Consider the following 14,849-nt stretch of genomic DNA (forward strand, 5'->3'; position numbering starts at 1 on the left):
ACATTGTAACAAAAGCATTTATAATTGCCCATCATAATGATAATGCATGATTAGCATCAGAAAGTATCCGCCAATTATGAGTGAATTTCTGTTTACTTCTGAGTCGGTATCCGAAGGTCATCCGGATAAGGTTGCCGACCAGATTTCCGATTCTATTTTAGACGCTATCCTGACTCAGGATCCAACAGCACGTGTCGCTGCTGAAACTCTGGTAAATACCGGCTTGTGTGTTCTGGCCGGCGAAGTTTCTACACATGCGCATATTAATTATATACAGGTTGCACGCGATACGATTAAGAGTATCGGTTATAATTCATCAGAGCTGGGGTTTGATGCCAGTGGTTGTGCGGTGATGGTGTGTTATGACGAGCAGTCTCCTGATATTGCTCAGGGGGTTAATGAAGGAGAAGGACTGGACCTGGACATGGGTGCAGGTGATCAGGGGCTGATGTTCGGTTATGCCTGTGATGAAACTCCTACACTGATGCCGTTTGCGATTTATTATGCACACCGTCTGATGCAGCGTCAGAGTGAAGTGCGTAAAAGTGGTGAACTGCCATGGCTGCGTCCTGATGCCAAGGCACAGCTTACCTGTGTGTATGACAGTGAAACCGGAAAGGTAAAACGCATTGATACAGTGGTGCTGTCTACGCAACATGAGCCGGATATCGAGCGTGATGAGCTGGTTGCAGCGGTCAAAGAATATATTATTAAGCCGGTATTACCTGCTGATATGCTGACTGAAGAGACGCAATATCTGATTAATCCGACCGGGCGTTTTGTCATTGGTGGTCCGCAAGGCGACTGTGGTCTTACTGGTCGCAAAATTATTGTGGATACTTATGGCGGGGCAGCTCCTCATGGCGGGGGTGCTTTTTCCGGTAAAGATCCTACCAAGGTTGACCGCTCTGCTGCTTATGCCTGCCGTTATGTGGCGAAGAATATTGTTGCCGCTGGTCTGGCCAGTCAGTGTCAGATTCAGATTTCCTATGCTATCGGTATTGCACAGCCTACTTCGATTGCGATTGACACTTTCGGTACCGGCAAAATCGATGAAAACAAGCTGATTGAAATTGTGCAGGAACATTTTGATCTGCGTCCGAAGGGTATTATTAAAATGCTGGATTTGCAGCGACCGATTTATGCGAAAACGGCGGCATATGGTCATTTCGGGCGTGAAGAGCCTGAATTTACCTGGGAACGTACGGATAAAGCGCAACTGCTGCGTGAAGCCGCAGGTATTTAATTCTGGTTATGTAGAAACAGGCTGCTTTTGACGCAGCCTGTTTTTTTGCTGATGCGGTAGTTAGTCAGGATATGTATATATTGTGATGGTGTTGTATCGGTAGATTGTCTGTGGAATAAGCTGAATATGCTGCTTATGTCGTTATTGGTAATGTATTTGCTAAGAAAATTGCAGTTTTGTACAGGGTGAAAGATGCAATTTTGTTTAAGGCTGGTGTGAAAGGTTGTTGTGGAGAAGCCGGTAAAACAGGTATCTGGTTAATAAGGCGTAAAAAAATTCAAAATGTCTCTATATTTAATCTGTTATTAAATATAATTATGCTCTTAACACATAAGTATGGTTTTGAGTTGTTACTTTATGGTTTGTATAGAAAAATAATTATGTTTATGGTCTTTGCAGCCAATTATTAACAAGTTTAAGTGATGGTTTATCTGAGTTGAAAACCGGTTAACCGGTATTGCTGAATGCTGTCCGGGTTGTTTCATTTCTGCAACGACGGATGATGCGCTAAAGCAATTTGCTGTTCTGGTCTGTAGAGTCTGTTTCCGGTAATTGTATTTGACAGGTGATAGATGAGGGCTGGAAAAAACGATAACGGTATAGGGTATTTACTGTTACCGGCAATATGCAGATATACAGATAGATAAGAGGGCTTTTCAAAAAATTTGCTAAGGTAGTGACTATTTTAGGAATGGAATATTTTCAGCTAAATAATAAGCTTCATTTATAATAAGTGGTATGGTTATTAAAATGGTTTATTTTTTGGATTTTGAGGTGTTCTAAGATGGGTTTTTCTCTTCCTGCTACCGAACTGGAAGCTACTTTAGGGGTGCTGGCAGTGAAAATGCCAAGCATGAATGTTCAGTTGGTGATGCTCAGCCGGTTAATCCGTCTGGTACATACGTCGATTCACGGTGAGCTGAATGAACGTTTACACAAGCACCATTTATCAGAAAGTCTGTGGCATGCATTGCTGGCAGTGTATTCACGACCGAATCATGAGATTTTACCATCAGAACTGAGCAGTATCCTGAATCTGACTCGTACCAGTGCAACGCGTTTATCGGATGATCTGGTGCTTAATGGCTGGGCTACGCGCTCTACTCATCCTTATGACCGGCGCAAAATTACGCTGAAACTAACTAAAGCCGGTGAGAATCTGATTCAAACGGTTAGTCCGGAAACCAATGAGGTACACCGGCGGGTATGGTCAGCCCTGAGTGAACCGGAATATGAACAATTACAGCAGCTGTTAACTAAATTATTAACCGCTGCTTAACTTTTTGCTGAGATTTGCATGAAATTAACTGTATCTGCGCCCCGATTACGTCAGCTGGCTCTTGTTAGCCCTGTTGCTTTGCTGCTGTTATCTGCTTGTGCCAATTTTGGCAAACAGCCTGAGTTGGAAAATCCACAGGATGCCGGTCAGCTGCAATTGCCGGCAGGGCAGACTGTAGCAGTAAAACAAAACTGGTGGCTTGGGCTGAATCAGCCATTGTTAAACAGATTAGTGGAAACCGGCTTGTCCAATGCGCCGGATTTACGTATTGCGGCTGCGCGTATTGCAGAAGCTGAGGCTCAATGGCGTGGTGCCAGAGGCGAGGCTGGTGTTCAGGTCGGGGTTCAGGCTAATGGCGTGGCCGCCTATCTGAATCCGAAGCCTGACTCAAACCGGGACGGGGATAACCCAAATCATGTTTTCAGTAATGAAATGGCTGCGGTAGCAGTTAATTATACTTTTGATTTCTGGGGCAGACAGCGTAATCTGATTAAGGCTGCGCTGGGTTCCCGTCTTGCAGCTTCTTATCAGCAGGAACAGGCCCGGCTGGTACTGAGCCAGAGTATTGTGTCGCAATATACGCAATGGCAGCAGTTACAGGAACAGTCGGATATTCTGAAACAGCGTATTGCAGTGAATCAGCAGTTGCAGAAGCTGGTTGCAAACCGGATTCGCGCAGGTTTGCAACCAGCAAGTGATGAGTATGCTGTTACGCAGACTGTGCTGAATTTGCAAAGCGCTTTACGTCAGACACAGGCGGATATTGAACGTACCCGTCATGGTATTGCGGCACTGGTCGGATTATCACCGACCCAGTTGCCGGAAGCAGTACCGCAGCCATTGGGTAAGGTGCCGACAGTTGCGATTGATGGTTTGCGGGCGGATATTTTAGGGCAGCGGCCTGATATTGCTGCACAGCGGGCGTTGTTACAGTCAAATTACTTTGGTGTAAAGGCGGCTGAGGCTGCTTTTTATCCTAATATTGAAATTAAGGGTCTGGCAGGTCTTGCGCATGTTGATGCGTTTGATCTGGTGCACTCTTCTTCACGGATGCTGGGTGTTGTTCCGGCCATTACTCTGCCGTTATTTACTTCAGGCAGTTTACAGGCGGCATTATCCGGTAAACGCTCTGCTTATAATGAACAGGTAGCTCAATATGATAAAACCGTATTGACTGCCTTGCAGCAGGCAGCTGATGCAATTAGTGATTATCAGCACAGTACTGTGGCACTGCCATTACAGCAGCAGGCATGGCAGGTGGCACAGAAAAATGCGGCTGCCAGCAGCAAGCGTCAGGCAGCCGGTCTGGACAATGCTATTACCAGACTACAGCGTGAAGACGCTGCTCTGAGTGCACGGGCTGATTTGGTTAAAACCATTGCCTGGCAGCAGCAAAGCTGGAATAGTCTGCATGCTTCTCTGGGCGGCGGTTTCCAGATGTCAGATGCTGAGGCTACTCGTTAATTTACTGTTATTTTTAAATTTTATTGAGCTATTTTCGTATGAGTGAACAAAAGCAAACTAACGAGGCGGTAACCACCTCACAACCGGCGGTTCAGCCGCAGTCAGAACGGGTACCGGCCGGCCGCAAACGTAAACTCGTGTTACTGACCGTGATTTTTCTGCTGATTGCACTGGGTTGTCTGCTGATGTATCTGCTGGTTTGGCAGCATAAAGAATCTACCGATGATGCATATGTGAATGGTCATCTGGTACAGATAACTCCGCAAATTACCGGTACGGTACAAAAGGTAAATGTGGATGATACGCAAACTGTGAAAGCCGGTCAGGTGCTGGTAGAGCTGGATAACAGTGATATGCAGCTAGCGTTTGAACGGGCACATGATGAGCTGATTAATGCGATTCGTCAGAATCAGCAGCAGACTGCTCAATCACGTCAGGCCAGTGCACAGGTTGCAGCGCAACAGGCACAGTTAAAACGTTTGCAGGCTGACTTACAGCGCCGCCAGAGTCTGGCCGGTACAGATGCCATCTCTGCTGAGGAGCTGAGTCATGCGCGTGATGCAGTACAGGAAGCACAGGCTAATCTGAAAGCTATGCAGGGACAGGAAAGTGCGGCCAAAGCAGTATTGGGTCACAATGTTCCGCTGCGTCAGCAGCCGGCAGTGATGACTGCTGTCAGTCATCTGAAGAGTGCATGGCTGGATTTGCAACGTACTCAGATTAAGGCTCCGGTTGACGGACAGGTTGCCAAGCGTAATGTACAGGTAGGGCAGAAGGTAGCCACCGGTGCTGCACTGATGGCGGTTGTACCATTGAATAATGTGTGGGTGGATGCAAACTTTAAGGAAAGTCAGCTGGCTAAAATCCGTATTGGTCAGCCGGTGGAAATCAGTGCCGATGTATATGGCAGTAAGGTGACTTATCACGGTAAGGTAGCCGGTCTGTCAGCAGGTACGGGAGCTGCGTTCTCACTGTTGCCGGCACAAAATGCAACCGGTAACTGGATTAAGGTGGTACAGCGTGTGCCGGTGCGGATTGCTCTGGATCCGAAAGAGCTGGCTGCGCATCCGCTGCGGGTAGGTTTGTCAATGGATGTTGAAGTGAATACGCGCAACCAGAATGGTCAGGATTTAACTGCGGCTAATGCGATTCCCACTAATGGAAATATGGCTGCAATTGACTGGACTCCAATCAATAATATGATTGAGGAAATTTTTGCTCAATATGCACCCTGATTGAGTTAATGCTGAACCATAATCCGACGGCTGCTAAAGCAGAAGGGCATATTCTGCCGCCAGCAGCCATTATTCATGGTAATGATTTTGCCTGATTTTTTTGTTATTCCGGAAGTATCGTCTTTGTGAATAGTATTGACTGTACTTGTGAGTACAGCTATCCGGATATGCTGCAGATGAAAAATATTTCTGCGATAAGGCTGCTTGAATGACGCATTCTCCTTTAAAAGGTCCGGCACTTGCTCTGGTTACGGTGGCTCTGTCACTGGCTGTTTTTATGCAGGTGCTGGATTCAACTATTGCCAATGTGGCATTACCGACTATTACCGGTAATCTGGGTGCAGCCAACAGTCAGGGTACGTGGGTAATTACGGCGTTTGCTGTGGCAAATGCTATTTCTGTACCGCTTACTGGCTGGCTGGCACGCCGTTTTGGTGAAGTAAAAGTATTTGTCGTGGCTACGCTGTCCTTTGTGCTGGCCTCGTTTTTATGTGGTATTGCCCCCAGTCTGGCATTGCTGGTGTTTTTCCGTGTATTGCAGGGGGCTGTAGCCGGTCCGATGATTCCGCTGTCACAAAGTCTGCTGATGGCAGCTTATCCGCCGGAAAAGCGCCCGATGGCGCTGGCTATGTGGTCAATGGTGATTATTGTGGCACCGATTTTCGGCCCGATTCTTGGCGGGATTATCAGTGACAACTGGCATTGGGGCTGGATTTTCTTTATTAATGTGCCAATCGGGTTGCTGGCCGCGGGTATCTCATGGCAGATGCTGAAAAAACGCGAAACTGAAACCGAAAACCAGCCAATCGACCGGATGGGGCTGTCCCTGATGGTTGTAGGTGTGGGTGCCTTACAGATGATGCTTGACCGTGGTCATGAACTGGATTGGTTCTCATCCAATGAAATCATTATTTTAGCGGTTATTGCCACGGTATGTCTGAGCTATTTTGTTATCTGGGAATGGTATGCAAAATATCCGATTGTGGATTTACGCCTGTTTAAAGACCGTAATTTTACGGTAGGTGTGATTACGCTCAGTACCGCCTATATGACCTATATGGGCGCAATTGTATTATTGCCGATGCTGTTACAGATGCAGTTGGGTTATACCGCTACCTGGGCAGGGCTGGCAACGGCACCTATCGGTATTTTCCCGGTATTGTTGTCGCCATTGATTGGTAAGTTTGGTAACAGGCTGGATATGCGGGTGCTGGTAACCATCAGCTTTACTGTATATGCCATCTGTTTCTTCTGGCGTACCAATTTTAATGCCGGTATGAGTTTTATGGATGTATTCTGGCCGCAGTTTGTGCAGGGGATTGGTATGGCAATGTTCTTTATGCCGCTAACCCAGATTACTTTGTCTAATATGTCCGGTTCACAGATTGCCAGTGCTTCAAGTATTTCCAATTTTGTGCGTATTCTGGCCGGTGGTATTGGTACTTCAATGGTCAATGTGTTATGGGATAAACGTGAGGCTTTGCATCATACACAACTGGTAGAAAACATTCATCCTTATAACAGTACGATGAATGAATCAATTCAAGGGATGAATCAGCTCGGTTTAAGTGGTACTCAGCCGCTGGGCTCGATTGAGCAGACCATAGGGCAGCAGGCTCATATTATGGGTGCCAATGATCTGTTCTGGCTGTATGGGATGACATTCCTGATTCTGATTGTACTGGTGTGGTTTGCCAGACCGCCGTTTGGCAGTGGCGGTGGCGGCGGGGCACATTAGTTTGTCTGTAATCTGGTTCATACGGTCTGTGTCTTAGCAGGCCGTATTTATTTTTATCCGGAGTATTTTGCCTGTCACTACTTGCTCTGCTGTTATTGCAATAAGTTATATACAACAGTGAATGTAAAGTGACCGCAGCTTGTGTACAATAGAGTGCAGTTAATGATAGAGCTGGCGATAATCAGTTAGGTAACAATAGTAATGATGATGAAATTGGCGTTTGCTTTTTTGTATGTGCTGCAATTACTGCCATTATGTATGATTCATGCGCTGGCACGCTGTGTAGGCTGGGTAAGTTATTATGCGGTAGCACCAAGACGACGTATTGGTCTGATTAATTTGCGTCACTGTTTTCCTGAATGGACAGAACAGCAGCGGCGCAAAATACTGCGTGAACATTTCTACCATATGGCCATGTTATTACTGGAATATGGTTTGTACTGGTATGGAGATGCAGGCCGGCTGAAAAAGCTGGTGCGTTATCAGGATAAACATTATCTTGATGAGGCTCTCGCCGCGGGTGAAAAGGTAATTTTACTTTATCCGCATTTTACGGCTTTTGAAGCAGCTGTCTATGCTCTTAATCAGGATGTACCTCTGATTAGTGTTTACTCACATCAGAAAAATAAACAGATGGATGAGCAGATACTTAAGGGACGTCATCGTTATCATAATGTTTTTCTGATTGGGCGTACGGAAGGGTTGCGTGCAATTATCAAGAAAATCAAAACCAGTACTGCTCCGTTTCTTTATCTGCCCGATCAGGATTTTGGCCGGCGTGAATCAATTTTTGTGAATTTTTTCGGTATTCCAACTGCTACAATCGCCGGTCTGAGCCGGATTGCTGGTCTGACTAAGGCAAAAGTGATTCCTGCTATTCCAACCCGCGAGGCTGATGGTACAGTAACTCTGCGCTTTTATCCGCAGTGGGAACATTTCCCCAGTGATGATGTGGTTGCCGATACTCAGCGCATGAACGATTTTATTGAAGCAAGAATACGTGAACAGCCGGCACAATATTACTGGCTGCATAAACGCTTTAAAACCCGTCCGGAGGGTGAAGCGTCGTTTTATCGAAAAATCCGTAAATAATAAATCGTCTGCCTGCTACAGCAGACAGACGGTCAGATATATCTTATAGCAATTATTTATTCAGACGCCGGATAATGCGACAGATTGTCCGATATAAGCATCATTGTGCAATGCTTTCAGCATAAAATGTGCCACATCTGCGCGGGCAATACGACCACTTCCTGCTGGTACACCCTGTGCTGCTTCAAGATAATGAGTCGAAAGCGCATCATTAGTTAAGCCAAGCGGGCGCACAATGGTTGCAGACAGACCGACTGCCTGAATGATTCCGATTGCCGCCCGATGGTCTGCCAGCGGATAACGTAAAAATTCCATTGCAGCCTGACCGCGCTCTCCTTCAAGTTCATTATCCACGCCGGCAGAGGCACAATACACAATACGTTTAATGCCATGTTTCTGTAATTGTGTAACGATGTTGTCAAGCATGCGCTGCAAATCATCACCCGGTTTAACTCCCTGATTGGTATTCAGAGCAGAAGCGACAGCATCATACTGGCTGTTACCGCTAAATAGTGCCGCTACATCAGCAGCGTTAAATGCATCACAGTGGCGAATATGTAATTTAGGATGCTGTAAATCAAATTTTTCTGGTGAACGAAGCGCAGCAGTTACTTCATCTCCGCTGTCTAATGCCTGCTCAACCAATGCCCTGCCAACGCCGCCACTGGCACCAAAAATCAGAATATGCATAAAAATTCCCCCGCTGAATAGTTAAAATTAATTCAATAACCCAATGTTAGCAAAATAATCACGATAAATTGCTGCCTTGCGTTCCAGTGCAAGCGGATAAGCACGCGATGAAGAAGGCAGTCTGGATAAAGTTAAATGCCGGCCGTCCAGTATAGTGTGACTGGGATGGCCGATAGTCGGTACTGGCGTATCTGCTGGTAATAGTTGTAATAATGTGCTGGTAGCTTTGTCTCCGGTAGTCATAATATGCTGACAGTGCGGAATTTGAGTTAGTACTGCCGATAAGTTTACCGGTGTAACAACTTCGAGGAATTTATCGGCTGCATTATTTTGTAAACGTCTGATCTGATAGGCAGCGTCATTAATGGCTATACCGCGTTCTGATAAAAAAGTACGGATGAGTTTCTCGTTGAATGCTTTATTGTTATCAGTAAAAAAGTAATGTTTGTCCTGAAAAAATACCAGCCCGAAAATACGCCACATATCATTTTGCAGATTCGGGTAATAAAAATTCATTTTCCATCGTCCGGCAGGCGGAGGGAATGACCCGAGCATCAGCAGCCGCGCATTTGCAGGTAAAAAAGGTTTCAGCGGGTGTGTTTCAACAATAATTTCAGCCATAAGTATCTATAATATAACCCGTACTTACTAGCAGCGACCAAACAGACAGGCTACCATATGAGCCTGTTCATCTGTATAACCCGCTTCTCCCAGCCGTGCGGCCATTACCCATTCACTGGAAAAGCCTTGCTGACTACTGTATTCCTGCCATAAACGCAGTTGTTCGGTTTTATTACCATTTTTTTTGGCAAGTTGCAGACGTTGCCTGATTTCCGGTGGTATAGATTCATCCATTATTATTTCCTTATAGTTCAGATATCCTGTCCCTGATTTTCATAACGACGGTGAAACCACAACAGGCAGGCACAACCAATTAATGTCAGTGGCACCCCGAGTAATGCCGGATATTGATACCCCCAGTGATGGCTGATGGCCAGCCCGCCATTATAAGAACCAATGGCATTACCCAGATTAAATGCCATCTGTACACTGGCGGCTCCAAGCAATGCACCACCCGGAGAGTGACGCAGTAATAACAATTGCTGTGGTGCGGATACGGCAAACAGACAGAATGTACATACACACATCAGTATGGCTGATAACCAGCTATTCGATGCAAACAGGAAAATCAGTAATAGTGCTGCGGCTGCCAGTCCCTGTAAGCCGGCTGCGACCTGACCCGGTGTATAACGGTCGGCCAGACGGCCACCGCACCAGTTACCGGCGACCATACCGGCGCCGGCCAGTACCATCAGTAAGCTGACCTGATTACCACTGAAACCGGATACCTGTGTGAGTAAGGGACTAATATAGCTGAACCAGCAGAAAATCCCGCCGTTACCAAACATGGTGGCAGCCAGTATCAGCCATGGTGCAGCAGATTTCAGAAAACGGAATTGTCCCAGAATACCAGTATCGGGTAAACGATCCATTTGCGGAATAAAACGCCGTAAAGTGAATACCAATATGATGGCCACTACAGCCACCAGAGTAAATACCAGACGCCAGCTTAAATGCAAACTCAGCCATGTACCTACTGGTACACCAATCAGATTGGCTACTGTCATTCCGGCAATCATCAGTGCTACAGCCTGCGCAGAGCGTCCCGGTGGTGCAAGTTTGGTAGCAACAATGGAGCCGATACCGAAGTATGCGCCATGCGGCAGACCGGAAATAAAACGTGCTACCAGTAAGGTCATATAGCCCGGAGATAATGCAGCCAGTATATTACCAATGGCAATCAATGCCGATAATGACAATAAAATGGTTTTGGGCGGCAGACGGTAACTTAACACCAGCAGCCATGCACCGCAGCAGACACCGATTGCATAAACAGCAATAAAATGTCCAGCCTGAGCGATACTGATATTCAGTGAAACCGCCACATCCGGCAGAATACCCATCATGCTGAATTCTGCCATACCCAGTGCAAATGTGCCTAACGATAATGAAAGTAAACTCTTCAGTAGCATAATAATCTACAGCTATAGTTTGTTCAGCAATAAACGATAAGTTTAGACTCAGCCTGCCGGCTTGTCACTTTTGGCACTGGTAAATACCATAATCATATAAACAAATTTTGTTTAGCCACGCGGAGCAAGCAAAATGATTGCTGCACCAAGCAGGCATACCAGTGCACCACTGATATCCCATTTATCCGGTACAGATCCTTCTACCAGCCAAGACCACAGCAACGAACAGCAGATATAAATACCGCCGTAAACGGCATATGCCCGTCCGGCAATATTGCTTTCCACCAGCGTCAGCAACCATGCAAACAACAACAGTGACAGTGTGCCGGGTAGTAGCCAGAGTACTGATTTTCCCATGCGTTGCCAGACCCAGAAAGAAAAACAGCCGCTGATTTCAGCAACAGCAGCCAGAAAATAATAAACAAAAGATTTCATGGTGAGTTTTCGAATCAGTTTGATTGATTGTGACCACCTGCCTTGCAGATGCAGAAATAAAGAGAACCGCTTATACCATAGTAGTCTTACCTGCACCGGACAATCTGATTTCAGCAGGATATCTGCCAAAGGTGAGTGCTGTTACCAGTGTAACTGCAATACAAAACCTGATTCAAACCTTGCAGTTCTGAATTTAAATACATTATCAAAATAATTAATTGATTCTGCTGATGTCCGGTTATTTATTGGTATTAAATTGACCAGCAATAACCATATAAACATTGTTTATTCAATAAATTTTTATTTTAGAGTATATTAATATGTAAATAAAATTTATTGTCTATTCTCGGAGCAGAAAATGAAAAAAGCAATTGTCCAGTTTTCAACCATTAATGCATTGATGGCAGGGTTGTTTGATGGAGTATTTAGTGTTGGAGAAGCAAAAAAATATGGTGATTTTGGTTTAGGCTGTTCTCATGCGCTGGCCGGTGAGGTAATTGTTGACCATGATTTTCTGGAGGCCGACGGTGATAAGGCGGTTAAGGTGATGGGAGATAATGAGCTGTTGCCGTTCGTACAGGTTACAACATTTCAGCCTGATAAAGTCGTGGATATTACTGATGTCTGTAAAAGCAATCTGTATGCGCATCTGGCGCACTATCTGCCTCTGGATAATGTATTTGTGGCAGTAAGAATCAGCGGACAGTTTGATGAGCTGAAGATTCGTCGTCCGTTTGCTCAGCATAAACCTTATCCGTCTGTTGTTAAAGTTTTTGAACAGCAAGTAGTGGATACGGTAGAGAAGGTCACCGGCACATTAATCGGTTTCTGGACGCCAGAGTTTTTCAAAGAATTATCTGTAGCTGGTTTTCATCTGCATTTTATTGATACTACACGTAAACTTGGTGGTCATGTTATTGATTTTTCTGCAAGTAATGCTGAGCTGGCGTATGAGTGCAAACAATCGGTTCAAATTGCTTTACCTGAAAGTGAAGAATATTTACACAAAAATCTGAAAATGGATGATTTAAATAGGGTGGTTAACTCGACATCTTGGTTACCGTGAAGTTACCATCACGGAAAAAGGTTATGCTGCTTTTAAGACCCACTTTCACATTTAAGTTGTTTTTCTAATCCGCATATGATCAATTCAAGGCCGAATAAGAAGGCTGGCTCTGCACCTTGGTGATCAAATAATTCGATAGCTTGTCGTAATAATGGCGGCATACTATCAGTAGTAGGTGTTTCCCTTTCTTCTTTAGCGACTTGATGCTCTTGATCTTCCAATACGCAACCTAAAGTAAAATGCCCCACAGCGCTGAGTGCATATAATGCATTCTCTAGTGAAAAACCTTGTTGGCATAAAAAGGCTAATTGATTTTCGAGAGTTTCATACTGTTTTTCTGTAGGCCGTGTACCTAAATGTACTTTTGCTCCATCGCGATGACTTAGTAAAGCACATCTAAAACTTTTAGCGTTATTACGTAAAAAATCTTGCCAGCTTTCCCCTTCTAAAGGGCAAAAGTGAGTATGGTGCCTATCTAACATCTCAATGGCTAAGGCGTCGAGCAAAGCCCGCTTATTTTTTACATGCCAATACAATGTAGGCTGCTCTACACCTAGCTTCTGGGCGAGTTTACGGGTTGTTAAACCTTCGATTCCGACCTCATTAAGCAGCTCTAATGCGCTGTTAATCACTTTACTTTTATCTAATCTAGACATCATTAATTCCTAATTTTTGTTGACACTCTATCATTGATAGAGTTATTTTACCACTCCCTATCAGTGATAGAGAAAAGTGAAATGAATAGTTCGACAAAGATCGCATTGGTAATTACGTTACTCGATGCCATGGGGATTGGCCTTATCATGCCAGTCTTGCCAACGTTATTACGTGAATTTATTGCTTCGGAAGATATCGCTAACCACTTTGGCGTATTGCTTGCACTTTATGCGTTAATGCAGGTTATCTTTGCTCCTTGGCTTGGAAAAATGTCTGACCGATTTGGTCGGCGCCCAGTGCTGTTGTTGTCATTAATAGGCGCATCGCTGGATTACTTATTGCTGGCTTTTTCAAGTGCGCTTTGGATGCTGTATTTAGGCCGTTTGCTTTCAGGGATCACAGGAGCTACTGGGGCTGTCGCGGCATCGGTCATTGCCGATACCACCTCAGCTTCTCAACGCGTGAAGTGGTTCGGTTGGTTAGGGGCAAGTTTTGGGCTTGGTTTAATAGCGGGGCCTATTATTGGTGGTTTTGCAGGAGAGATTTCACCGCATAGTCCCTTTTTTATCGCTGCGTTGCTAAATATTGTCGCTTTCCTTGTGGTTATGTTTTGGTTCCGTGAAACCAAAAATACACGTGATAATACAGATACCGAAGTAGGGGTTGAGACGCAATCGAATTCGGTATACATCACTTTATTTAAAACGATGCCCATTTTGTTGATTATTTATTTTTCAGCGCAATTGATAGGCCAAATTCCCGCAACGGTGTGGGTGCTATTTACCGAAAATCGTTTTGGATGGAATAGCATGATGGTTGGCTTTTCATTAGCGGGTCTTGGTCTTTTACACTCAGTATTCCAAGCCTTTGTGGCAGGAAGAATAGCCACTAAATGGGGCGAAAAAACGGCAGTACTGCTCGGATTTATTGCAGATAGTAGTGCATTTGCCTTTTTAGCGTTTATATCTGAAGGTTGGTTAGTTTTCCCTGTTTTAATTTTATTGGCTGGTGGTGGGATCGCTTTACCTGCATTACAGGGAGTGATGTCTATCCAAACAAAGAGTCATCAGCAAGGTGCTTTACAGGGATTATTGGTGAGCCTTACCAATGCAACCGGTGTTATTGGCCCATTACTGTTTGCTGTTATTTATAATCATTCACTACCAATTTGGGATGGCTGGATTTGGATTATTGGTTTAGCGTTTTACTGTATTATTATCCTGCTATCGATGACCTTCATGTTAACCCCTCAAGCTCAGGGGAGTAAACAAAAGTTATTAAGCAAGTAGAAAATTAATCAGCGCGTGTTACACTATTATTAATTATCTGGAGTAAATTAAGGGGAGAGGACAAAAGTTTTCCGGTATTACCGGATAAATCCTGTCTGTATCTGCTCTGAAAGTGTCAGCCATGAAAAAAATAATTGCGCTATTTTGTTTGTGCTTACTGGCAGCCTGTAACCGGCAGCCGGATGAATCTGGTGCAGCTTCTGCAGAAGCCGTCAGTAAACCTCGGCATATGCCTCTGGCCATTGATCCTGTATTGACTACGTCTGTAGATCAGCAATTGCTGGCATTACAGAAGAAACTGCCACAGCAACACAAACAGATTCTGTTTACAGCAGCTGTACGGCACAATCAGACTATTTATTATTCGTATACCATGCTGGACAGTAAGCGAAATCAGGCTAATTTCATTCCGGCATCAGTAAAAAAGGATTTAGAGCAGGCGTGCCGTCAGCCTCTGACGCGGCGTATGTTACTGGGGGGATTTAATTTTGTGTATGTTTATACTTTTCAGGATCATTCACAGGTAAGTGTGCCGTTGTCTGGCAAAGATTGTCGCTAAGATATTATATGCAGGCTGTTTAATGAAAAAAAGGGGCAGAGATGCCCCTTTATAGCGGTTTTTTGT

At 44.9% G+C, this 14,849-nt stretch carries 15 protein-coding genes and 1 pseudogene; 10 read left to right on the forward strand and 6 right to left on the reverse strand.

The genetic code is table 11. The features are described 5' to 3' along the window. The first annotated feature begins 76 nt into the window (after positions 1–76). The 6 genes from metK (at position 77) to H3U82_RS10250 (ending at position 8,054) form a co-directional block, all read left to right on the forward strand. Entirely contained in the window at positions 77–1,246 is a 1,170-nt protein-coding gene (gene metK, locus H3U82_RS10225; protein WP_198210430.1) for a methionine adenosyltransferase, read from the forward strand. Between the two features lie 784 nt (positions 1,247–2,030). Next, positions 2,031–2,525, forward strand: coding sequence for a MarR family transcriptional regulator (locus tag H3U82_RS10230; RefSeq protein WP_078474474.1), 495 nt, complete (start codon positions 2,031–2,033; stop codon positions 2,523–2,525). Between the two features lie 18 nt (positions 2,526–2,543). Continuing rightward, positions 2,544–3,989: an efflux transporter outer membrane subunit gene (locus H3U82_RS10235; RefSeq protein ID WP_100126186.1), complete on the forward strand. Its 1,446-nt coding sequence runs from the start codon at positions 2,544–2,546 to the stop codon at positions 3,987–3,989. 38 nt (positions 3,990–4,027) lie between these two features. Beyond that, entirely contained in the window at positions 4,028–5,224 is a 1,197-nt protein-coding gene (locus H3U82_RS10240; protein WP_025329939.1) for an efflux RND transporter periplasmic adaptor subunit, read from the forward strand. Between the two features lie 208 nt (positions 5,225–5,432). Further along, positions 5,433–6,962, forward strand: coding sequence for a DHA2 family efflux MFS transporter permease subunit (locus H3U82_RS10245; protein ID WP_025329940.1), 1,530 nt, complete (start codon positions 5,433–5,435; stop codon positions 6,960–6,962). A 207-nt stretch (positions 6,963–7,169) separates the two neighbouring features. Continuing rightward, entirely contained in the window at positions 7,170–8,054 is an 885-nt protein-coding gene (locus H3U82_RS10250) for a lipid A biosynthesis lauroyl acyltransferase (protein ID WP_084564347.1), read from the forward strand. A 60-nt stretch (positions 8,055–8,114) separates the two neighbouring features. On the opposite strand, the gene H3U82_RS10255 is transcribed toward H3U82_RS10250, so the two are convergent. From H3U82_RS10255 to H3U82_RS10275, 5 genes are all read right to left on the reverse strand, one after another. After that, complete coding sequence (locus H3U82_RS10255; RefSeq protein ID WP_198210413.1) at positions 8,115–8,744, reverse strand: NAD(P)-dependent oxidoreductase; 630 nt, start codon at positions 8,742–8,744, stop codon at positions 8,115–8,117. A gap of 27 nt (positions 8,745–8,771) precedes the next feature. Further along, positions 8,772–9,365: a uracil-DNA glycosylase family protein gene (locus H3U82_RS10260; protein WP_084562176.1), complete on the reverse strand. Its 594-nt coding sequence runs from the start codon at positions 9,363–9,365 to the stop codon at positions 8,772–8,774. 27 nt (positions 9,366–9,392) lie between these two features. Further along, positions 9,393–9,599, reverse strand: coding sequence for a hypothetical protein (locus H3U82_RS10265; protein ID WP_025329944.1), 207 nt, complete (start codon positions 9,597–9,599; stop codon positions 9,393–9,395). Positions 9,600–9,616: 17 nt separating this feature from the next. Beyond that, positions 9,617–10,777 (reverse strand): MFS transporter, encoded by a 1,161-nt coding sequence (locus tag H3U82_RS10270; RefSeq protein ID WP_198210415.1) that lies wholly within the window; start codon positions 10,775–10,777, stop codon positions 9,617–9,619. 111 nt (positions 10,778–10,888) lie between these two features. Then, positions 10,889–11,212, reverse strand: a complete 324-nt coding sequence (locus H3U82_RS10275) for a YnfA family protein (protein WP_025329946.1) — start codon at positions 11,210–11,212, stop codon at positions 10,889–10,891. 358 nt (positions 11,213–11,570) lie between these two features. On the opposite strand from H3U82_RS10275, the gene budA reads away from it, so the two are divergent. Together budA and H3U82_RS10285 are read left to right on the forward strand one after the other, a co-directional pair. Beyond that, a complete protein-coding gene (budA, locus tag H3U82_RS10280) occupies positions 11,571–12,278 on the forward strand; it encodes an acetolactate decarboxylase (RefSeq protein WP_198210417.1) in 708 nt (235 codons plus the stop codon). Next, positions 12,247–12,333 (forward strand): annotated as a pseudogene (locus tag H3U82_RS10285) (transcriptional regulator); the annotation flags it as partial. The gene budA and the pseudogene H3U82_RS10285, both read left to right, overlap by 32 nt. Here H3U82_RS10285 and tetR(B) read toward each other — a convergent pair. Further along, positions 12,311–12,934: a tetracycline resistance transcriptional repressor TetR(B) gene (gene tetR(B), locus H3U82_RS10290; RefSeq protein WP_000088605.1), complete on the reverse strand. Its 624-nt coding sequence runs from the start codon at positions 12,932–12,934 to the stop codon at positions 12,311–12,313. The pseudogene H3U82_RS10285 and the gene tetR(B) sit on opposite strands and share 23 nt — an antisense overlap. A gap of 81 nt (positions 12,935–13,015) precedes the next feature. On the opposite strand from tetR(B), the gene tet(B) reads away from it, so the two are divergent. After that, positions 13,016–14,224 (forward strand): tetracycline efflux MFS transporter Tet(B), encoded by a 1,209-nt coding sequence (gene tet(B) / locus H3U82_RS10295; protein WP_198210419.1) that lies wholly within the window; start codon positions 13,016–13,018, stop codon positions 14,222–14,224. 121 nt (positions 14,225–14,345) lie between these two features. Then, positions 14,346–14,783, forward strand: coding sequence for a hypothetical protein (locus tag H3U82_RS10300; protein ID WP_198210422.1), 438 nt, complete (start codon positions 14,346–14,348; stop codon positions 14,781–14,783). Positions 14,784–14,849: the final 66 nt, after the last annotated feature.

It is taken from the genome of Snodgrassella sp. W8132 (assembly GCF_016100865.1).
GTDB classification, from domain to species: domain Bacteria; phylum Pseudomonadota; class Gammaproteobacteria; order Burkholderiales; family Neisseriaceae; genus Snodgrassella; species Snodgrassella alvi.

What these genes read in the sequence shown, in the direction of transcription:
- budA (WP_198210417.1), top strand. Translation starts at nt 11,571, where the DNA reads ATGAAAAAAGCAATTGTCCAGTTTTCAACCATTAATGCATTGATGGCA.
- H3U82_RS10275 (WP_025329946.1), bottom strand. Translation starts at nt 11,212, where the DNA reads ATGAAATCTTTTGTTTATTATTTTCTGGCTGCTGTTGCTGAAATCAGC.
- H3U82_RS10240 (WP_025329939.1), top strand. Translation starts at nt 4,028, where the DNA reads ATGAGTGAACAAAAGCAAACTAACGAGGCGGTAACCACCTCACAACCG.
- H3U82_RS10270 (WP_198210415.1), bottom strand. Translation starts at nt 10,777, where the DNA reads ATGCTACTGAAGAGTTTACTTTCATTATCGTTAGGCACATTTGCACTG.
- H3U82_RS10300 (WP_198210422.1), top strand. Translation starts at nt 14,346, where the DNA reads ATGAAAAAAATAATTGCGCTATTTTGTTTGTGCTTACTGGCAGCCTGT.
- H3U82_RS10245 (WP_025329940.1), top strand. Translation starts at nt 5,433, where the DNA reads ATGACGCATTCTCCTTTAAAAGGTCCGGCACTTGCTCTGGTTACGGTG.
- H3U82_RS10265 (WP_025329944.1), bottom strand. Translation starts at nt 9,599, where the DNA reads ATGGATGAATCTATACCACCGGAAATCAGGCAACGTCTGCAACTTGCC.
- H3U82_RS10230 (WP_078474474.1), top strand. Translation starts at nt 2,031, where the DNA reads ATGGGTTTTTCTCTTCCTGCTACCGAACTGGAAGCTACTTTAGGGGTG.
- H3U82_RS10235 (WP_100126186.1), top strand. Translation starts at nt 2,544, where the DNA reads ATGAAATTAACTGTATCTGCGCCCCGATTACGTCAGCTGGCTCTTGTT.
- H3U82_RS10255 (WP_198210413.1), bottom strand. Translation starts at nt 8,744, where the DNA reads ATGCATATTCTGATTTTTGGTGCCAGTGGCGGCGTTGGCAGGGCATTG.
- H3U82_RS10260 (WP_084562176.1), bottom strand. Translation starts at nt 9,365, where the DNA reads ATGGCTGAAATTATTGTTGAAACACACCCGCTGAAACCTTTTTTACCT.
- H3U82_RS10250 (WP_084564347.1), top strand. Translation starts at nt 7,170, where the DNA reads ATGAAATTGGCGTTTGCTTTTTTGTATGTGCTGCAATTACTGCCATTA.
- metK (WP_198210430.1), top strand. Translation starts at nt 77, where the DNA reads ATGAGTGAATTTCTGTTTACTTCTGAGTCGGTATCCGAAGGTCATCCG.